General features: G+C 68.1%; 18 protein-coding genes. 3 read left to right on the plus strand and 15 right to left on the minus strand.

Annotated elements, in window-relative coordinates; all coding sequences use genetic code 11:
* Positions 1-16 precede the first annotated feature (16 nt).
* Genes VF106_RS21190 through VF106_RS21230 form a run of 9 tightly spaced genes read right to left on the minus strand, consistent with a single transcriptional unit; the run spans position 17 to position 11980 of the window.
* Positions 17-724, minus strand: a complete 708-nt coding sequence (locus VF106_RS21190; RefSeq protein ID WP_330841506.1) for a thioesterase II family protein — start codon at positions 722-724, stop codon at positions 17-19.
* A complete protein-coding gene (locus VF106_RS21195; RefSeq protein WP_330841507.1) occupies positions 717-1751 on the minus strand; it encodes a C45 family autoproteolytic acyltransferase/hydrolase in 1035 nt (344 codons plus the stop codon). The genes VF106_RS21190 and VF106_RS21195 overlap by 8 nt, the downstream gene beginning before the upstream one ends.
* A complete protein-coding gene (locus VF106_RS21200) occupies positions 1748-2353 on the minus strand; it encodes a GNAT family N-acetyltransferase (protein WP_330841508.1) in 606 nt (201 codons plus the stop codon). The genes VF106_RS21195 and VF106_RS21200 overlap by 4 nt, the downstream gene beginning before the upstream one ends.
* Entirely contained in the window at positions 2353-2625 is a 273-nt protein-coding gene (locus tag VF106_RS21205) for a hypothetical protein (protein WP_330841509.1), read from the minus strand. The genes VF106_RS21200 and VF106_RS21205 overlap by 1 nt, the downstream gene beginning before the upstream one ends.
* Entirely contained in the window at positions 2615-4099 is a 1485-nt protein-coding gene (locus tag VF106_RS21210; RefSeq protein ID WP_330841510.1) for an AMP-binding protein, read from the minus strand. The genes VF106_RS21205 and VF106_RS21210 overlap by 11 nt, the downstream gene beginning before the upstream one ends.
* Positions 4096-7341, minus strand: a complete 3246-nt coding sequence (locus tag VF106_RS21215; protein ID WP_330841511.1) for a non-ribosomal peptide synthetase — start codon at positions 7339-7341, stop codon at positions 4096-4098. Before VF106_RS21215 ends, VF106_RS21210 begins: the two co-directional genes overlap by 4 nt.
* Positions 7338-9590, minus strand: a complete 2253-nt coding sequence (locus tag VF106_RS21220) for a class I tRNA ligase family protein (RefSeq protein WP_330841512.1) — start codon at positions 9588-9590, stop codon at positions 7338-7340. Before VF106_RS21220 ends, VF106_RS21215 begins: the two co-directional genes overlap by 4 nt.
* On the minus strand, positions 9587-10633 hold the full coding sequence (locus VF106_RS21225) for an NAD(P)/FAD-dependent oxidoreductase (RefSeq protein WP_330841513.1): 1047 nt from the start codon (positions 10631-10633) through the stop codon (positions 9587-9589). The genes VF106_RS21220 and VF106_RS21225 overlap by 4 nt, the downstream gene beginning before the upstream one ends.
* 6 nt (positions 10634-10639) lie before the next feature.
* The gene (locus tag VF106_RS21230) at positions 10640-11980 is read right to left on the minus strand and encodes a lysine N(6)-hydroxylase/L-ornithine N(5)-oxygenase family protein (protein ID WP_330841514.1); all 1341 of its coding nucleotides are present in this window, start codon (positions 11978-11980) and stop codon (positions 10640-10642) included.
* Positions 11981-12558: 578 nt separating this feature from the next.
* On the opposite strand from VF106_RS21230, the gene VF106_RS21235 reads away from it, so the two are divergent.
* Positions 12559-13239, plus strand: coding sequence for an NADPH-dependent F420 reductase (locus VF106_RS21235; protein WP_330841515.1), 681 nt, complete (start codon positions 12559-12561; stop codon positions 13237-13239).
* A gap of 6 nt (positions 13240-13245) precedes the next feature.
* On the opposite strand, the gene VF106_RS21240 is transcribed toward VF106_RS21235, so the two are convergent.
* The 5 genes from VF106_RS21240 to VF106_RS21260 form a co-directional block, all read right to left on the minus strand.
* On the minus strand, positions 13246-13830 hold the full coding sequence (locus tag VF106_RS21240; protein WP_330841516.1) for a hypothetical protein: 585 nt from the start codon (positions 13828-13830) through the stop codon (positions 13246-13248).
* Between the two features lie 424 nt (positions 13831-14254).
* Positions 14255-14980, minus strand: a complete 726-nt coding sequence (locus VF106_RS21245) for a hypothetical protein (RefSeq protein WP_330841517.1) — start codon at positions 14978-14980, stop codon at positions 14255-14257.
* Entirely contained in the window at positions 14977-17109 is a 2133-nt protein-coding gene (locus VF106_RS21250) for a caspase family protein (protein WP_330841518.1), read from the minus strand. Before VF106_RS21250 ends, VF106_RS21245 begins: the two co-directional genes overlap by 4 nt.
* 36 nt (positions 17110-17145) lie before the next feature.
* On the minus strand, positions 17146-17544 hold the full coding sequence (locus tag VF106_RS21255; protein WP_330841519.1) for an effector-associated constant component EACC1: 399 nt from the start codon (positions 17542-17544) through the stop codon (positions 17146-17148).
* Between the two features lie 43 nt (positions 17545-17587).
* Complete coding sequence (locus VF106_RS21260; RefSeq protein ID WP_330841520.1) at positions 17588-18211, minus strand: TetR/AcrR family transcriptional regulator; 624 nt, start codon at positions 18209-18211, stop codon at positions 17588-17590.
* Between the two features lie 67 nt (positions 18212-18278).
* Here VF106_RS21260 and VF106_RS21265 point away from each other — a divergent pair, with 67 nt between their 5' ends.
* Together VF106_RS21265 and VF106_RS21270 are read left to right on the plus strand one after the other, a co-directional pair.
* A complete protein-coding gene (locus VF106_RS21265) occupies positions 18279-18908 on the plus strand; it encodes an MSMEG_1061 family FMN-dependent PPOX-type flavoprotein (RefSeq protein WP_330841521.1) in 630 nt (209 codons plus the stop codon).
* A gap of 5 nt (positions 18909-18913) precedes the next feature.
* Complete coding sequence (locus tag VF106_RS21270) at positions 18914-19822, plus strand: PDR/VanB family oxidoreductase (protein ID WP_330841522.1); 909 nt, start codon at positions 18914-18916, stop codon at positions 19820-19822.
* A gap of 226 nt (positions 19823-20048) precedes the next feature.
* On the opposite strand, the gene VF106_RS21275 is transcribed toward VF106_RS21270, so the two are convergent.
* Positions 20049-20305 (minus strand): hypothetical protein (locus VF106_RS21275; RefSeq protein ID WP_330841523.1); only part of this gene is annotated, 257 nt, incomplete at its 5' end.

Raw genomic sequence — 20305 nt, forward strand, 5'->3', positions numbered from 1 at the left:
CCACGATCCTCCTGAGTCAGATCAGTTCGACGTGGTTGTCAGCATGGACCAGTTCGCGCAGCAGCTCGATGACCACCGCCGGTCGCGTGTCGAGGTAGAAGTGGCCGCCGTCGACCCAGTGGCGGGCCGGCGGCTTCACGCACTCGTGCTGCCACCCCTCCAGCTGCGCGGGCCCGACGTGTGGGTCCTCCCTGCCGTTGATCAGCGAGACGTCCACGGCCAGCGGTGGCGCGGGCCGGTACCGGTAGCCCGCGGCCAGCCGGAAGTCCGCGATCACCCCGGGCAGCAGCAGCTCGAGCACGTCCTCGTCGGCGAGGATCTCCGGTGGTAGGCCGCCGAAGAAACCCAGCGCCTCGGCGAACTCCCTGCCCCGCAGCCGGGCCAGCTCGCGTACCCGCCGCGACGGCAGCAGCGACGGCGCCGACAGCCCGGACGCGACGAGATGGCGCAGCTCCGGCAGATCATCGAGCCGGCGGGCCACCTCGAACGCGATCAGCGCGCCGAGGCTGTGCCCGAACAGGTAGACGGGTCGACGGTCGGCCTTGGTGGCGGCGCGCACCGCCGCGGTCGAGGCGTCGATCACCTCGTCGATGGATCCGCCTCGGATCGGCATCCCGACGAGGACCGCGTCCGATTCCAGGTCGGACTGCCAGGCGGAGAACATGTCGGGGTTGCCGCCCGCGTACGGAAAGCAGAACACCCGGGGTGACCACCGGTCAGGCATCGATGCGTTCCCTTCCGGACCGGAACGTGTGCGTCGACGCGCCGGCCGGGTCGCCCCGGCGGACGTGCAGCTCACCGGCCCCCGGGAGCATGACGACCGCCGCGACCGTCCTTTCACGACGGATGTCCCCGGTGTCGGTGACCCGGATGGGTTTGGTGGACAGCAGCTCGAAGTGCTCCGCCACGTCCGCGTCCGGCGTCATGGCGGCCAGGCCCTTACGGCACGTCTCCAGGCGTTGCACGGAGGAGTTGCGTGCGAACACGTTGAGTTCGTCGTGCGGTACGAAGTCCGGGTGCAGGAAGTGGTTGGTGTGTATGACCTCCGTCGTCGCCGCGACGCGGACGTCGTCGCCGAGGATCTCCACGTGCGTGGCCTTGACCGGGTCGCACAGCGTCAGCGAGCGGGAGCTGGCCAACCGCAGCCCGTGGAGGATCTCCAGCGCCTCGTCCATCCCCGTGGCGGTGTCGAGCAGGTGGCGGATGGCGAGGTACGGCGGCAGGCCGGGCCGCCACTCGCCGCCCAGCACCAGGTTCAGCCCGATCGCCAGCCCGTGGCGGTTCACCCCGAGGTAGCCGAGCAGCCCGCCGAAGCTGAGTACCAGCGCCTGTCCGGTGTCCAGCACGCAGATCTGGTCGTCGAGGTCGCCGTTGAGGTCCACCGTCTGGGCCAGCACCGGGGAGGCGCCGGCGCTGGCGTAGGTGGTGCAGTCGCCCATCGTCGGAATCCGCTGGTACCCCATGATCTCGCGACGGAGCTGCAGCAGTAGCGCCTGTTCGGGGTCGATGCCGGCGCCCTGTGCCAGGCCCCGGATCTCCTCGGCGAGCGCGGGTGTCGCGTCTTCGATCTTCTCTTGGTAGTCGGAGATCAACGGCCGCAGCGACGCCATGGTCGTCGGGGCCGGGAGGATCCGGTTGAGCCGGCACAGGTCGTCGTCGAGAAAGGCGTGCAGTGCCGCCGCCCGCGCCGCCCCGTGCCGGTAGCCGCGCTCGAACGGGTCGCCGTGCACCCGCACCAACGGAACGGTCATGGTGCCGACAACACCTTCGGTTGGCTCAGCAGCTCCTCACGCAGCTTCGGCCATTCGGGCCTGAGGACGCTGAAGAACACGGCGTCGCGGCGGCGCCCGCCCGGCATCGGGTTGAAGCTGCGCAGCGTTCCTTCCTCGGTGGCCCCGATGTTGCGCAGCCCGTGGCGTGCCTGGATGTTGAGGGCGTCGGTCTTGAACTCCACCCGCTCGGCGCCCAGCTCCTCGAATGCCTGTCGCAACATCAGGAACTTGGCCCAACGGTTGATGCCCTGACCGCGGAAGTCCGCGCCCAGCCAGGACCAGCCGATCTCGAGGCGGCCATCCGCCTCGGCGATGTTGCAGAAGCTCATGCTGCCGGCCGCGCGACCGGTGCTCCTGTCGGTGATGTGGTAGACCACCCGGCGCCCGGCCTCCTGGTCGGCGATGGCCGCGTCGAAGAACGCGTCGAAGTCGGCGTCGGTCTCGATCAGCGTGATGAAGTAGCGCCAGATGTGCGGGTCCATCGCGATGGCACGCAGCGACTCCCGGTCGTCCGGCCGAAGTGGACGGAGGACGACATGGTCGTTCTCCAGTGCGGTCATGGCCTGCTGTGCCCAGCCCATCACGCCACCGTCCCCACGTTCTGTGCCAGCGCCTCGGTGACGTCGCGCAGGGTGCGCATGGCGCTCACGTCGGCCTCGGTGAACGCGCTCACGCCGACGCCGGTGTCGTCGCACACCGACATGAGGAACAGGACCTTGTTGAGCGAGGTCAACCCGTAGCCACCGGCCATGTCCACGTCCAGGTCCAGTTCGTCCGGCGCGGACCCGGACTCCAGCACCCTGGCGAGGTTCTCCCTGGCCAGTCGCTCGATTTGGGCAATGTCACCGTGCATGGACACCTTCCCCCACGTTGAAGACCTCCGCACGATAGGCGGCGAGGATCTGCTTGCGTTTCGGCTTGAACTGCGAGGTCAGCAGACCGTTGTCGATGCTGAACCCCCGGTGCGCCACGACCACCCGGCTGATCTGCTCGTCGTGGCCGAACGTGGCGTTGGCGCTGGCGAGCTGGGCGGCGATGGCAGCCTCGTCGGCGGGTTCCGTCGCCGGCGAGACCACCGCGACGAGCTGGGTCTGCAGTGGACAGAACAGCACGCACTCGGCGATCGCGGGGCTCTGCTTCATGTGTTCCTCGAGCGGGCGCACGATGATCTTCTTGCCGTTGCCGAGAACGATCACGTCGTCGGCGCGCCCGAGGATGAACAGGTAGCCGTCCTCGTCGAGGTGTCCGAGGTCGCCGGTGCGCACCAGCCCATCCGGCCCGAACACGCGCTCGGACTCGCCGGGTGGCGCGTACTCGTAGCGCACGTTGACCGGGTGCTCGCTGCGGATGCTGATCAGCCCGTCCTCGTCGAGGAGCACCTGCTTGCCGGGCAACACCTTCCCGACGCTACCGGGCCGGTGCGCACCAGGATGGTTCTTGCTGACGATGCACGTCTCGTTGAGCCCGTATCCTTCGTAGACCGGCAGACCGAGATCGGTGAAGAACCGCAACGTCGTGGCCGCGGCCGGCGCCGAACCCGTCCACAGATAGCGGATCCGGTCACCGAACAGCTGGCGGGCGGCCTTGCCGTGGTCGGGCTTCGCCTCGATGTGCTTGCGAGCCGTCTCGTAGAACGCGGGAACGCCCATCACCACGGTGGGCTCGGCACGTCGTAGTGCGGGGAACGCGGCCTCGTAGGTGCTGACCGTGACGTCGTGGCCGAACCGCAGCGCCGAGTAGATCCAGTACCGCTGTTGGAGCAGTGACAGCGGCAGGAACACGAACAGGTCGTCGTTCTTGCCGTGGTCGAACACCTGTTGCACGGCGGAGATGGAACCGTCGATGCTGCCCACGGTGGCCGCGATCGCCTTGGGCTCGCCGGTGCTGCCCGAGGTGAACTTCAGCGTCGTCACATCGTCCGGGTCGTAACGGATGACGGGTGGCCGTCCGGTCGCCTCGTCGGCCAGCCGCCGAACCTCCGCGATCGGGATGAACTGGCCGTTCCGCGGCCGGTCGGTGAACAGCAGCTTCAGGTCGTACCGGGACGGCAACGAATCGTCCACGTCGAACTTTCCCGGCTCGAACCCGGCGGTGACCGCGCCGAGGCGCAGCGCAGCCAGATCCAGTAGCACCCACTCCAGGCAGTTGGCTGCCAGGATCCCGATCCGGTCGGCGCGCCGCACGCCGAGTCCGCGCAGTGCCACCGCGACCCGCCCGGCCATGTCGTACAGGTCGGACAGGCTGATCGTCTCGTCGCCGTCGAGGCGGACGAACCGGATCCGACGGTTCTCCTCGGGTGGGTGCGCGAGGACGTGGTTGATGATCACGTGACACTCCCGATCCTGGCGGCCATCGCACGCACGGTCTCGACCTCGCGGAGCTGGTCGAGCGTGATCGAGACCCGGAACCGCTTGCGCACCCCGGCCAGGATCCGGGCCGCCGCGATCGAGTCGCCGCCGAGCTCTCCGATCGTGGTGCCCACGTCCACGACGGGCATCTTGAGGACGCGCGCCCAGATCTCGGCGACGTCCTTCTCCAGCTCCGAGTCCGGTGCCGCCCCACCGGCCGCCCGCTCGGTCGGAGTGGACGCGATCAGCGCGGCACGGTCGACCTTTCCGTTGCGGTTCAGCGGAAGAGCTTCGTGCCACTCGATCGCGGCCGGGATCATGTAGTCGGGAAGGTGCTGGCGGAGGGCCTCGCGCACCTCCGAGTCGGACGGGCGATGCTCGGCGGTCGGCACGAGATGGGCCAGTAGCCGCGCGCCGGCGACGCCGTCCTGGCGGACGACGACGGCCTGGCGCACGGCTTCCAGGCCGACCAGGCGGGTCTCCACCTCGCCTGCCTCGATCCGGTAGCCGTTCACTTTGATCTGGAAGTCGGTCCGGCCCAGGATGTCGATGTCCCCGTTGGGCAGGTACCGGCCGAGATCACCGGTGCGGTACAGGCGCTCGCCCCGGCGCTCGTCGTCGAGGAACCGCTCGGCGGTGCGGGCGTCGTCGTTCCAGTAGCCGCGGGCCAGTCCGGTGCCGGCGGCGCAGATCTCGCCGGGCACCCAGTCCGGGGTGTCGCAGCCGTCGGCGTCCACGACGTACGCGCGGTTGTTGGCGTTCGGCCGCCCGTAAGGGATGCTCCTGGTGCCGTCCTCGTCCACCCCGACCGGGTGCAGGATGTTCCAGATCGTGGTCTCGGTCGGCCCACCCAGCGAGATGATCTCCAGAGCGGGCTTGAGCTTGCGCAGCGTGGCGGGCAGCGTCGGCGGTATCCGGTCCCCGCTCATCATCACCAACCGCAGCGTGGCCAACGCCTCCGCACCGTCTACTTCGGCCTGGTCGTTCAGCAGCGCGACGATCGCCGGCACCGAGTTCCACACCGTGACCCCGGCCATGTCGCACAGCCGCAACCAGTGCGCCGCGTCGGTGGCCTTGTCGGCGTCCGGCAGGACGATCGCGGCGCCGGCCGACAACGCGCCGAACACGTCCCACGCGGACAGGTCGAAGTTGAACGCGCTGATGCCGAAGAACCGGTCGCCCGGCCCGATGCCGAACCGGCCGTTGCAGTCGGCCACCACGTTGGCCACGCTGCGCCGACTGACCATCACACCCTTGGGCTCGCCCGTGGTCCCCGAGGTGTACAGCACGTAGGCCAGATCATCCGACCCGGCTTCGGCGGCGACCCGACTGGTCACGGGCTCGGCTGGACGCCGCGCGTCCAGGGCGAGCGTGTCCCGCCCGTCGTCCGACCAGTCCACATTGGTCAGCACACAACGCACTCGCCCGTCGGTCAGCAGGTAGTTCCGGCGCTCGGCCGGGAGCGCGGCGTCGACCGGCAGGTACGCCGCCCCGGCGAGCACGGCGGCCAGGATGCCGATCACCTGCTCCGGTCCGCGCCGCATCACGAGGCCGACCAGTTCGTCGCGGCCGACCCCGCGTGCCCGCAACCAGGAGGCGGCGTGCAGGGCGTGGTCACACAGCTGCCGGTAGGTCAGCTCCCCGGTCTCGGTGATGATCGCGGGGGAGTCCGGCACCCGCTCGGCGTGCGCGAGGAAGGCGTCCAGCAGACCGGAGTCCGGCAGCTTCACCTCGGTGTCGTTGGCCGCGCGCCGCCGTTGCCGCTGGTCGGCCGGAAGCAGGTCGAACGTCGTCGCCGACCAGGCCGTCTCGTCGAGCAACGTCTCGAGCAGCGTTCGGTAACCGCCCACGAGCGCCTCGACGAGGTTCTCCGGGAACAGGCCGTCGACACTGTCGAACTGCACGACCAGCCCGCCGTGCTGCTCGAAGGCGAAGGCGTTGAGCCATACCTGGGGCGTCTGGCTGCACGTGTAGGTCTCCGGCCCGAACAGCTCAAGCGCCGAACCGTCCACATCGGAGCGCAGATAGCCGAGCGCGCTGTTGAAGGTGTAGGGCATCCGTGCTGTGCCGCCCCGGCGGGCCAGCTCGCGCAGTACCTCGATGCCGGAGAAGTGCCGGTTGTCGAGCTGGCGGCGCAGCCGCGCCTGCAGTTCACGCGCGCGATCGGCGAACCCGGCCGACCGGTCGATGTCGAGCTCCACCAACATGGTCTCGGAGAAGTTGCCGATCGCCTCGACGATCCTCGGGTGGATCGGCGGGCGGTTGGCGAACGTCGTGTTGAGCGTGAACCGGGGCCCGGCGCCCCAGCGGGCCAGTGTCTCGGCGTAGCCGGCGAGCAGCATGGTCGTCGGGGTCACGTCCTCGGCGGCCGCCCTGGCCTTCAGCGCGGACCAGGCCGGGGCGGCCAACCGAACCGTGTGTTGCGTGAACCGAGGGCGGGTGATCGCCGCGGGATCCGTACACAGTGGAAGATCGGGATGTGGGGCGAGATCCGCCAGTCGTTCCAGCCAGTACGCCCGGGACCGGCGCGCCGGCGCCCGGTCCCGCGCCGCCTCCAGTGCCTCGACGTACGCCTGGAACGAGGCTTCCGGTTCCGGCCCGGCGTCCTCGCCGTTGTAGGCCCACCACCAGGCCTGGAAGAACAGGTACGCGCTGATCGCGTCCATGACCAGCCCGTCGGTGCTGATCTGCAGCACCATCCGGTCATCGAGGATGAGCACCGCCACGGCCAACAGTGGCGCCTGGTCGGCCGGCAGCACCCGGTGTGACCACGCCTCCCGCCGGGCGACACGCGCATCCGGAGACTGCCCACGCAGATCGACCCGTTCGATCCGGACGTCCACAGCGGACTCCTCGACCTGCCGGCCGTCCGAGGTGAACCGGGTCCGCAGCATCCCGTGGCGCGCCACCACCGAGTTCAGCGCCGCCTCGAGCCGGTCGAGATCCCAGCTGCCCTCGATCTCGTGGTAGATGTGGCTGGCCACGTTGCCGATCTCGAACAGCTCGCCCCTGCCGACGAGATAGGCCTTCTGCAGCTCGGTGAGCGCGAACCCGCCAGACGCGTCGAGGTGGGCGATCAGCTCCGCCTTATGCGCTTTGATCCGCCCGATCAACTCGGCGTCCATCCGCTCCTTGGGGCCCTGCAACCGAAGGTTCGAGTCGGCGGCGGTGATGGACAACCCGCGTTCCTCGATGTCACGCAGAATCTGTGGAACACTCACGCGTGCACCGCCACCGTGTCGGGCACCACGCCGTTGTCGAGAAGTGTCGCGAGCTCCGCGACGCTTCGAGAACCCATCAGCTCCTCGACCGTGATGTCGGCGCCGAGGTGCGCGGTGATCTGGTACTGCAGGGCGACCGCCTGCAACGACTCCATGCCGAGCCCGACGAGCGTCTTGTCGTCCACCCACTCGTTCTCCGGCAACCGAAGCGTCGACCGGACCAGTTCGGACAGCCAGGGCAGCAACGCCGATGGCTCGGGTCGGGCGCCGAAGAACACCTGGCCCGCCAGGTCGACACGGGTGCCGGCAGGCACCAATGGCACGGTGTGCGGCCACACGGCCGGCTCGGGCAGGCCCAGCGCGGCGGACAGCTTGCCGGCGAACCGGGGGATCACCGGTGCCGCACAGGTCGCCAACAACCGGGCCGCGGCCAGCTCCAGTGCGATCGCGGTGCGTGCCTCGTCCTTCCACTCCGGAATCTCGGCCATCGCGGCCTCCCGCGCGGCGAACGCGGTCGCGTCCGTCACGATGCCGGACAGGGCTTCCGCGGCCGCGTTGAGCGAGAACCCGTCCTGCCCGAGGCTTCCGGTCAGTGCCAGGCGGCGGGACTCCAGCCTGGCGAGGAAGGCGGTGTGCTCTGGCGTCCAGATGCCCGCGTCCGGCGCCTTCCCGCCGTAGTGCTTGTCGATGCGGGCTCCGAGGTCGTTGAGCCAGCGCTGCCAGCCGCCGACCAGCGTCTCCTGCGTGAACTCCTCGTAGGCGGCCAGCTCGAAGTTGGTGCCGCGGCCCTCCGGACGGGTCAGCGACAGGTAGAACCGCACCGCGTCCACGCTGTGCGGGCCCAGCACGTCCTTGCCCCAGACGGCATGCCGGCGGCTGGTGGAGAACTTGCTGCCGTCGAGCCGGTAGAACTCGTTCAGGTTGTAGTCGATGTCGGGGTGCCAGTCCGGGTACGCCAGCCGGTACATCGCCGGGCAGAAGATCGAGTGGTAGAAGGTGTTGTCGTAGCCGAGGAAGTGCACGATCTTCCAGTTCTCCCTCGGCGCGTCCGCACGCCAGTCCTCGCCGACGCGCCGGCCGATGGACTCGATCCCGTGCAGGAACCGGTAGGCCATGTCCACCCAGACCCAGATGACCTGACCATCCACTTCGGACTTTGGTGGCTCGACCCCCCACTCACCGGGATGGCTGATCGCCAGATCGATCCGGTCCCGCTGGAACACCCGGTTGGTCAGCTCCTTGACTCTCGCCGGTACCCGGCCGAGGTGGTGGTGCGTTTCGATGTCCGCACGCAGCTCGTGCAGTGCCAGCATGTAGCGGGTGATGTCGCCGACCCGAGGGGAGGCGTCGGAGGAGGTGGCCCTTGGTTCGGTGAGGTCGAAGGAGAAGTTGGGCTCTCCGCAGTCCTCGCACATGTTCCCGCTGGTGCCGTTGCCACACGTGGGGCAGCCACCGGAGATGTCGCCCTCGTACAGGTAGCTCCCGTCCGCCCCGTCGAACAGTGCCGGCCCCTCGCGCGGCTCCACCAGTGGCGAGGCCGCCACCCGGGAGAAGAACGCCCGCAGGCCGTCGAGATAGGTCGGGTCCTGGTTGGACACCGTGTACTCGTGGACGTCGATGTCCATCATCCGGTGCGTGGCGAGGATCTCCGCGCTGTAGTGCGCCGCGGTCTCGGCAGGCGATCGACCCTCGCGCCTGGCGGTGCCGACGACCCAGCTCTGGAAGTCGTCACTGCCGGCGATGTGCCAGGCCCGCACGCCGTTCATCTGCTGGTAGCGGACGAACGCGTCGGCGCCGAGGTACGGCCCGGACAGGTGACCGAGGTGCAGGTCGCCGTTCGGGGTTGTCGGCGAGGAGAACACGAAGATCGGCCGCTGGTCGAACCGCCTGCGGTTGATCTCGCCCGCCTTGGGCACCGCGCGGTCGGTGTCCCGCCAGTAGAACGTGGCGAAGACCAGGTCGGTGTCCCCGGTGTTGTCCAGGTAGTGCGTCTCGAACGGCTCGAACTGCAGCACCATGCCGGGCTCGACCGGGCGGCGGCCTGCGTCGACGATCAACTCGCCCGTCCCGGCCACGATCACGAAGGTCTCGGTCTCGTCGTGCTGGTGCGGGTCGGAGTGGACGCCCGGTGCGACCCGGCCCCATGCGGCCCCGACCCCCATCGACTCGACCGGGCCCATGTCGATGGCGCTCATGTCGATGCCGAAGGACTCCCGCAGCGCTTCGGCGGAGTAGGTGCTGATGATCATGCGTGGCTCCTCACCAGGTGCAGCAGGTCCGCGGCCTCCGACGCCATGGCGGGGGCGAGACGGTATCCGGAACCGTTGGCGGCGCCGGCAAAGACGATGCGTCCGTCGGAGTCGAGTGGCCGCACCCTCGGATCGCCGGTGCGGCTGTACGCGTCGCAGAACACCCGGCCGGAGGTGCAGCGCTCGGCCATCGCGGGAGCGTAGCCGCGCAGGTGCTCCCTGGCCTCGTCCAGGTCGCGGGCAAGCAGCCCACCGTCCACAGTGTCCGGATCGACGTCCCACTCGGTGCAGGTGTAGCTGTACAGCCAGTGTCCCCGCTGGCCGAGTGGCAGCAGGAACGCGTCCTCGTCCTGGAACACGACCACCTGGTCGTCGTCGGCCGGCGTCTGCTCGACGTGCAGCGCCACCACCTTCTTGACCCGGTTGCCCAGCGGGGCGAGCAGTTCACGCCACGCCGTCGCGGCCAGCCACGGCCCCGGTGCCAGCACCACCTGGTGGGCGACGAACGTCTCGCCGGTGCTCAGCCGCAGGGCCACCCCGTCCCGCCGCGCGTCGATGCCGTCGACTCGGACGCCCTCGCGCAGACCGATCCGGCCGCGTAACTGTGCGGCCAGAGCCTGGGTCAGCGCCTGCACGTCGGCGTACTGGCAGCCGACGCCGGTCCAGGCCTGCATCTGGTCGGGCAGCCGGATCCCGGGGACCTCGTCGGTTGGGGTCAGCCGCGCGCTCTCGAGGTAGACCTCGGCCAGCTTCGGCGCGCTGCCCGCCGCGGCAACGACGGACATACCGCGCTCGTGGATCGGCAGTGTGGGAGAGCCGGCCTTGAGCCGGGCGTAGTAGTCCTGGCTGTACTCGCTCATGCGGCGCACCCGGTCGGTCGAGCCACGCGGCAGGTGCAGGCCGGCCGAGCGCCGGCTGGCTCCGCCGCCGACGGCGTCGCGGTCGAACATGACGAGTGATGTCCCCGGCGCCCGGGCAATGACTTCGCGCGCGATCACGCACCCGACGATTCCGGCGCCGACGATCGCGATGTCGGCCTCCATGACCGATCACACTCCCCGCAGCAGGGTGTCGTCAGGGGATTTCGTGGACCACTCGATGAACGAGGCCAACTGGTCGGTGGATCGCACCTGGCGCAGGCGGTCGAGGATGCGCTGGCTGCGCCACGCGATCAGGCTCAGGTTCGGGTCGGCGAGGCCGCGCTGCTCGCGGGCGGCGTTCTGGAGGAAGATGTTGCGGTCGGGCGGGCCGTCCCAGCGGATGGCGAAGTCCTGGTCGATCTGGTACTCGTCGCCCACCCTCGCCAGCCGTCCGGCCAGCGGCGCGAGGAAGTCGGTCGCGGCCGGGCGAAAGCCGGTGGCCCAGACGATCGTGTCCACCTCGAAGTGCTCGACGGCGTCGGGCCGGTCGTTGGGGACGGTCCGAATGGCCCAGCCGGAGCCGTAGTCGGTCACCTCGGTGACGCAGCGGTTCGGGAGGAACGTGAGCAGGTCGGTGTTGCCGTGGATGAACCGGTGCACGTAGCCGCGCTGGTAGATCTCGCGCAGCGTGGACTCGGAGATCCCGTCGCTGGTCAGCACGTTCTGACTGTTGATCGCCTTGCGGGTGGCCATGTCGAGGCTGGAGAAGTAATCCGAATAACTCGGCGTATAGTATTCGTTGGTGAACGGAGTGTCATCGATCGGGAAATAGTTTCCCCGTCGCGACACCCACGTCACCCGGCGGGGCAGGTCCTTGGGTGGGCGCGAGATGAGGTCCAGAAATGCCTCCGCGCCGGACTGGCCACCGCCGATCACCGCCGCCCGTTTACCGTGCAGCCCCTTCGCCTTGTCGACGAACTCGCTGACGTGGAATTGTGTTTCGCCGAGCTTGTCCCGGCCTGGCGTCGGCACCCACGGCTGGCTTCCGACCCCGATCACGATGTTCTCGGCGGTTACCACGCGACGGTTGGTCTCGACGACGAAGTGTTCGTCGAACTCGACGCCGAGCACCTCCTCGCCGAATGCGACGTTCTCGTTCTTCTGGCTCGCCCAGGCCATGTAGTTGCGGAATTCCTGGCGTGGCACGGCGTCGAACTGCGCGTTGACGAAGTGGTATATCTTGCCCTGTTCGTGCAGGTAGGCCAGGAACGAGAACGGGCTCGTCGGGTCGGACAGCACGACAAGGTCCTTGAACAGCGAGACCTGTAGCGAGGATCCGGGCACCTGCTGGCCGTCATGCCAGTCGAACACGGGTTTCTTGTCCAGAAAGAGGTTAGTCACGTCTGGATGACCGTGTAACAACGATGCCAAGCTGAGATTGGCGGGTCCTACTCCGATGCCAATACATCGGTACTGTGCCTGCGTCGAGCTACGCCCCCCTGACCCGCGAAAATCGCCAGGTAATCCCACGACGGTAACCACCCCTAACGCTGGTCGTCGCAAAAAGTAAGGTCAACACGATCGCGGCGATGTCGCGGAAAGGGATTCCCCTAAAAGTGCGCCGTGGTGGCCTTGCCCCCAAGGCAGGGTAACAGACGGGATAGGGGCTGCCCACACGTTTGTTCACCGGACATGATAAATGGGCCGAACGCAGTAGCTCGGGTTACCACGCCGGTCGTTAAAGATCCGAATCATACGGTCATGATGACCAATGAAATATCCCTTCGACTACACCTGGCGCGAGATCCGGCGGCCCTTCGGAGCAGTCGGCTTGCTTCGCATCGGATCAACCGTGTTGGTGTAACTGGGGGGATTTCCCGTCATGCGTCGCTGGCGTGCGTATTCCTCGCCGAGCAGCTCGGCCCGATCTCGATCATGACATGACACAGGGAGTGTCATGTCGTCCACCCGAGTTCCGCGGCGTTGACCGCGGCGACCGCTGACGGTGGTGACCAGCGCGCTGTAAACGGGCAGATCACCCCCTCGACTGGCCGACGTCGTCCAGGTGGGCGATGATCGGACCGTCCTCTGTGGAGAGGAGTGTCCACATGCGTATCGCGGTTCTGGGTACGGGGATGGTCGGACAGGCGCTGGCGGGCCGGTTGGCCGAGTTGGGTCACGAGGTGACCACGGGCACCCGCGACCCCGCCGACACTCTTGCCCGCACCGAGCCGGACGCGATGGGTAACCCGCCCTACCGGGAGTGGGCCGATGCGCACCCGCAGGTGCGGCTGGCCACCTTCGCCGAGGCCGCGGCGGGTGCCGACCTGGTCGTCAACGCGACCTCCGGGCAGGTGTCGATGGCCGCGCTGACCGCGGCCGGGCGGGACAACCTGGCGGGCAAGGTCCTGGTGGACGTCGCCAACCCGCTGGACTCCTCGGCCGGCTTCCCGCCCACCCTGTTCGTCAAGGACACCTACTCCCTCGGCGAGCAGATCCAGGTCGCGTTCCCCGAGGCGAAAGTGGTCAAGACGCTCAACACGATGACGGCCTCGCTGATGGTCCACCCCACACAGTTGTCCGACGGCGAGCACACGGTCTTCGTGTCCGGCAACGACGTGGACGCCAAGCAGACCACCATCGCGCTGCTGGAGAGCTTCGGCCACACCGACGTGATCGACCTCGGCGACATCTCCACCGCGCGGGGAGCGGAGACGCTGCTGCCGATCTGGCTGCGCCTCATGACCGCCGTCAACACACCGATCTTCAACTTCAAGATCGTCCGCTGACCGCTGTTACATTCGGGCGGAGTCTGGCGCGGGGCGGCGTCGCGCCATGAGAAAGATGCCGGCCGCGGCGGGGACGATCGTCCAGGCCACCCGGCTGGACCGCCTGCCGGCGCATTCGGCGAGTCGTTGATCGGTGTCGGTCTCGGGACTCAGGAGTCCCGGACTGGTGGGGATGAGCGCCGAGCCGCACCAGGCGTCGGTTCGATCGTCGGACTGGGGCAGCAACAGCAGGGCGCTGGCGAGGGCGAGCAGCGCCAGACCGCCGGCGGTGGGCCCGTCCAGGTAACGGCCGGATCGACGCATGAGGCCGGGAATCACCAGAAACCCGCCGATCGTCAGCACCGCGAGCGATGCGGTCCAACGCTCACCCCGAGCGGCGACGCACATCTCGGTCTGCAGGGCGTAGTCGTCGGAGCCGCCGCCGGGCTTCACGGCGATCCCACAGCCGGGCTCGCCATACCTGGCAGGCCCACTGACCGGCGTGACCAACATGATCACGGCGATGACCACCACCAACCCGCCCGCGACGAACCACGGTGTACCCGCCCACCGGGACACCGCGGTCTCGGTCGCTCGGTGATCGGTCGTCATGTCAACGGCTCCCAACGTCGGCCGGCTCGCGTCAGCCAGATGCTAGGACGCCGGACCATGAACGGTGTGGGAACGACAATTTCCCAAAACAGGTGCGGTGAGCGCGAAGGTTCGCTACCTGTTTGCGCATGAGGTGCTCCGGCCGGTGTCCTGAAAGACGCGATCGGGACGTTCAACGACATGAGCGCGTCATTCAGGACACTGCCCGTGGGCCGGGCCTTGGTGAAGGGAGCCTTCCTCACCGCGGGCGTGAGGAAGGCTCCCTTCATCGCGTGGCCGCCGGCTCGAGCTGGCCGCTTCGCGGGGCTTCGCCGGGCCGCTTCGCCGGGCCGCTTCGCGGGCTTCGCCGGGCCGCTTCGCGGGCTTCGCCCGCTCAGTCGGCCTCCCCGCCTCCCATCGTCCGAGCGAGCCGGTGAACATGGCATCAGACCCGCAGGATCGCCGCGAGTTTTCTGGCGAAGCGGCCGCCTCTGGCGATGGCGAGAGCGCCGAACAGCACGACCACCCACGGCACCAGTGCCACGCTCCTTCCTTCCGTCGCGACCGCATAGATCAGCACCGACAGGAACAGCAGGATGCTCAGCGTGAAACTCAGACCCCTCCAGAACCTCATCTCGGAATCGTTGTTGACGTAGTAGTTGATGACGAAGCCCACGACGGAGAACGCGAATACGAAAGCCACCTGAATGTCCAGTGACGTGACGAACAGCGTCTGCGCCCTCGTGGACCCCTCCGGGAGTTTCGCGTCGGGATTGAGGAGGTAGTAGCCGAACAGGTTTCCCCTTGCCCAGGCCAACGCGGTCAGCGCCGCGGACACGAGGCAGGTGACGCCGCCGACCGGGTGCTCCCACAGGAAACAGATGACCAGTCCACAGGTGAGGGTCATGGCGGTGATCGCGTGCGGCAGGGTTGTCGCGCGTAGCCACCAGCCCGAGCCCGCCGCGAGGAGCAGCATGATGCCGCTCGCGACGACCCAGGTCTTCCTGGCGTGCTCGGTGCCGCCCGCCATGCTCAGCAGGTACTCGACGACCCAGTGCCCCAGGCATTTCGGCTCGCCGAACTTGCGTCGGGTGGCTCGGCGGCCGCACGGCGTCGCCGCTTCCCCGTCCGCTGCTCGGACGTAGGCGCAGGAGAAACCGAGTGTTCTCACCCTGACACCTCATACGACGGGCTGGGCGGGAGTTGGCTCGCACGCGCCGCGACCACCTGTTTGTGCAGCCAGTGGATCGCGGCGCGGCGGCTGGACTGCCAGACCTTCCACCAGGGACCCTCGGTGAGCGGCACGGAGAACCACCGCTTGAGCTCGTCCACCGAGACGGCATGCCGCGCCACCTCGCTGACCACCCTGCGTCGGCGGCGCCACAGCAGTCTGCCGACGATGTTGCCGAACATGGCGAGCCCCGAGATGGCGACCAGGGTGATCGCGAACCACTGCGGCAGGAAGGAGGAGTCCTCCTCCGGCTTCTCGGCCTGGATGTGCATGAGCATGCTGGTGAGACCGGTGGCCAGTATCGCCAGGTAGACGGCCGCGACAAAGTAGGAACGGCGTATCGTTCGACCGAGCGACTCCCGGGTGACCTCCGCCCAGCCGGGGTTGTTGACGAGCCACAAGGACCACTTGCTGAACCGGTCCCATTCGCTCGGCAGGAAATCTCTGTGCTGGCCGTCGCAGCCGTTACGGTCGGACGCGACGAGGATCTCGTGCCAGGCGTGGCTCAGGTCGTCGTAGCCGAGCTCGAAGTTCGGGCGGCCCTCTTCCCAGTCCTGGAAGAGCTTGCGGTCGAAGGGCAACCAGTGGAAGCTCTTGCCGTAACCGGGATCTCCCCAGTGGCGCACCAGAGCTTCCCTGCTCGGCACTCGGTTGACCACCGTCTCGACGCGCATCCGGTTGAAGTCCTCGACGGTCTGTGCGCAGTTGCTCAGGATGGTTTCCCGTGAGTCCTTCGCGCCGGCTCTCGCGGCGGCCACGACGAACGGGTGGTGCGCGGCGGTGATGGCGTTGACGACGAGTGGGTCGAACTGCGCGCCACAGTCGATGACGACACAACTCGCACCCTGCCGGATGCCCCTGTCGAACGCCGCGTCGAGGATCTGCCTGCACACCGTGTTGGAGCGGCGGTCCTTGATCTCGGCGACGAGGTTGAACACGAACAGCTTGTCGCTCGTCCGCGCGGCGGGCAGCAGGAGGATCTTCCCGCAGTCGAACCGCTTCAGGTACTCCGGGGTGACGTCGAGCAACCGGTCGTTGAGATGGCGTTGCTGGGTGCGGGTCGGTTCCTTGGAGAACGCCGCCACGTGGTCGGAGAAGGTGCGGACCGACCCGACGTCGACCTTGGCCCGCTGGCACCACTCGCTCGTGCCGCCGTGCTGGGCGATGTCGGCGTCGAGGTAGAGGACGTTGTTGCCGGACTCGGCCAACAGTTCGGCGGTCATCATCGCCAGCGTCGTCTTGCCGACACCACCGGACGTCCCGACGAAAGCCCAGCTGGGCATGGGTGGTTGGTACGGGGCGGGAGTCGGCAACGGGATGCTCCAGTCGGTGCCCTGGGCGGCCACGTGCAGGGACGGTGTCTGGCTGCCCCTGGTCTCGCGGCGCACCAGCTCGCGGATGTCGGACATCAGGGCGGTGACGCTGGTCCGGCGGTCACCGTGGTCGAGGCCGCGTTCCAGCACGGTGAGCACCGCCGTGGTGAAGTGGCCGTGCCCCCGGCTGTCGTTCTCGCGTGCCACCTCGTTCGGGCCGCACGCGGAGATCACGACACGGCCGTGGCCCTCCATGCGCAGGAAGTCGTCCGTCGCGTCCACCGCACTGCCCCTCGCCCCGATGGTGAAACCGCGGCTGTCGCTCGCGAAGGCGCCGCTGAAGCAGGTGTCCAGCATGACGAGCAGTCGACGTGTCTTGATCCTGTTCAACAGCGCCCACACCTGCTGGACCGGGAAGGCCGAGGCCAGTGGTTGGTCGATGTCCGCGTCGTGAGGGAGCAGGAAGGTCGACCAGCCGCGGTCGCTGTCCGCGCTCTCCCGCAGGTCGGACATGCCGTGTCCGGACCAGTAGATCAGCACGGGGTCGTCCGTGTCCCTGACGCGCTCGTTCAGCCCGACCTCGAGCTCCCAGTGGATGTCCCGACGCGTCGCGGCCTGGTTGGCGAGCGTGACGACCTCGAAGCCCGCGGATTTCAGCCGTTGGGAAACCTCCTCCGCGTCGTTGACGGCACACTTGAGTGACGGAATCCGTTTCGCGGAATATTGATCGATACCGATCACGAGGGCGTGCGGCATTGTTCCTCCATGCCGGCCGATGGGGAATCGACGAAACTACCGACGGCCAAGAGTCATTCCCCCCGGTTCTGGGTCGTCGTCGCGCTTCCGGCCCGAACTGGCGAGCTCGGCCGCCAGTCGCTCCGCCTCCCTGGCCGAGTACCCCTCGATGGACACGGACCTGCCCTCGACCTCGAAGCGGTGCACCTTCCCGCTGTGCCGCCGGAGAAACGCCACCACCGTCCCGCCGACGGCCGTCCACGCGGCGGGGTTCTCGGCCGTGGCCACGATGACCTCGACCAGTGCCGAGCGGGCAACGCCTTGCGGGACGCGGAACCCCTGTCCTGTCAGGTGGTCACGAAAGTCGTCGACGAACGCGGTCGGCAGCTTGATGGACAGCTCAGCCGAACCATCGACCGAGACCAGCGTGAACGTGGTGATGTCCTCAAGATGCATGCCGTGACGGTAGCCAGCATGTCCGGGGACCCCTCCCGAGATTTCACCGGCTCGTGCGGAGGTAGCTGGTGATCATCGCTACCAGTTCGTTCTCCAGTTGTGTGGTGTCGATGGAGCCCGGCGCCGCGATGAGGTGGTGCACGGTCAGTTCCACAGTGGACGCCACGAGGCGCGCGGCTGTGTCCTTGTCATGGACCTGGACCTCGGGGTGTTGGTGGAGCAGGTCGCGCAGGTCACCGATCATCTCCCATTCCAGCCGGGTGACCTTCTCCAACAGCTCGCCGGAGCGGGGTGCCTCCTCGATCATGATCCGCAGTAGTTGCGGGTCGTCCAGATGGTTCTCGATGACCGTGCGCACGAACGCCCGGATGATGTCCTCGAGTGACGCCGGGAGTCCTTTGTGCTGGCGGAGCGTCGCGGCGGCCTTGTCGGCGTCGAGGTGGCGGGTGAGCAGCTCGGCCAGGATCGCGTCCTTGTTCGGGTAGTACTGGTACAGCGAGCCGATCGAGATCCGCGCTCGCTCGGCGATCCGGTTCGTGGTGCCCGCGGCGTAGCCGTACTCGGCGAAAATGTGAGCAGCGGCCGTGAGGATGCGCTGCCGGGTCAGCTCGGCCCGGACCTGGCGTGGCTGTTTACGTGGCTGAAGCCGGCGCTGCTCCGACGTCATGACACCTCCTGCGAACCGGCGCGAAAGCGAGTAGCGCACGAACTGAATGATTGCTCATAATTGTGCCATGACCAGCAGAAATGTCATGGCGCGCCCGCGTCGGGTGTCATTCGGGCAGGTACGGGCTCGGCTCGGGGAGCCCGACGACATGATCAGGGCCAAGGTCGGTGACCGCATCGACCGGCATGTGCGTCGTTTCATCGCCCACGCCCCGTTCGTGGCGATGGCCACGTCGGACGCGACCGGCCTGCCCGACTGCTCGCCGCGTGGCGACTACCCGGGGTTCGTCAAGGTGCTCGACGAGCGCACGCTCGCGATCCCCTACCGGCCGGGCAACAAGCTCGCCGACTCGTTCCGCAACCTCGCCGAGAACGACGGGATCGGGCTGATGTTCGTCGTCCCAGGCGCGCGGGAAGTGTTGCGTGTCAACGGTCGCGCGTATCCGACCGACGAACCGGACGTGCTCGCCCGCATGCGGACCGAGGGCAAGGACGCGGAGCTGGCACTCGTCGTGGCGGTGGCGGAGGTCTTCTTCCACTGTGGACGCGCGTTGATTCGGTCCCGACTGTGGGATCCCGCCAGCCAGGCGCTGGCCGAGGAGTTGCCGTCCGTTGGCGAGGTCGCCGCCGACAAGATGGGGCTCGATCCGGCGGTGCTGGACCGGATGCTCGAAGCCGGCTATCGGCAGCTGTACTGATGACGATGCAGCGAACAGTTCTCGAACAGGTGGAGTCGGTCGCCGATGGCGCCGTCTCGCTCGTCCTACGCGGCGCCGATGGTCCGCTGGCGCCGTGGAAACCGGGCGCGCACGTCGATCTGGCACTGCCCAACTGGCTGACCCGGCAGTACTCGCTGTGCGGAAGCCCGGCCGACCGCGACAGCTACCGTGTCGCCGTCCGTCACGACCGGCTCAGCCGGGGCGGCTCGGAGTACGTCCACCTGTTCCTGCGCACGGGCCGCACGCTCGATGTTTCGGTGCCACGCAACAACTTCCCCTTGCTGCCGGCGCCGGAGTACCTGTTCCTCGCCGGCGGGATCGGCATCACCCCCATCGTGCCGATGCTGACGGCGGCGGTCGAGGCGGGAGCCTCGGTGACGTTGGTGTACGTGGGCAGGTCGGTGGCCACCATGCCGTTCGCCGACGAACTCCGAACCGTCCACGGCGATCGGGTCCGCATCCACGCCACCGAGGAGCACGGCAGACCCGACCTCGCCGCGCTGGCCGCCGCGCTGAGCCCTCGAGCGCTGGTGTACTGCTGCGGTCCGGCGTCGATGCTCGACGCGGCCGAGGCGGCGTTTTCCCCTGAGCGTCTGCACATCGAGCATTTCCGGCCGGTGGTCAGGGAGTTCGCGCCCAGCAAGCCGTTCGAGGTGCACTGTGTCCGATCAGGACAGACGGTGCCGGTCGGTGCGGAAGAGTCCATGTTGGACGCCCTGAACCACGCGGGACACCGGATACCGTCCGGCTGCCGCGAAGGGGTGTGCGGCAGCTGCGAGATCGCCGTCGTCGATGGGGAACCAGAGCATCGCGACGACATCGGTGCGGCACCCGGCCGCGTGTACTGCTGCGTCTCCCGGGCACTGTCGCCCCGCCTCACCGTCGACCTCTGACCCGAAACCGCCGAATATCCTGGACGTCGACCTGCGTGTCCCGAAAGACGCGTTCGGGGCATCGTCGATGTCTCGAAAGGCGCGCTGAGGACGTTCAACGACAGGAAAGCGTCCTTCGGGGCATCGCCCGGTGGCACAAACACGCCGTTCGCAGCGCTTGATTTCCGGGCCGGTGCTACGCGCCCGGCCCGGAAGCGGCGAAGCCCGCCCCGCTTGCTCACGTGGCCTACGCGGGCAGCAGGACCATCAGCGGATTCGCGCTCAACACGGTCGGTGTCATGAAAGACGCGATGGGGACGTTCAACGACATGAGCGCGTCTTTCAGGACATCGCCCGCAGAGTGAACGCGCCATTCGTGCGCGGCCAGCGCGACGTGAGCGGTGTGGTGAAGGACGCCTCTCACGCTGGCGGTGATGAAGCCTTCCTCGCATGGCCGCTGGCCCAGTCGCGACCGCCACTGATTACGGGCGGTTGGGGGGCGGT

The sequence above is a fragment of the Actinophytocola sp. genome, from assembly GCF_036378875.1.
GTDB lineage: Bacteria > Actinomycetota > Actinomycetes > Mycobacteriales > Pseudonocardiaceae > Actinophytocola.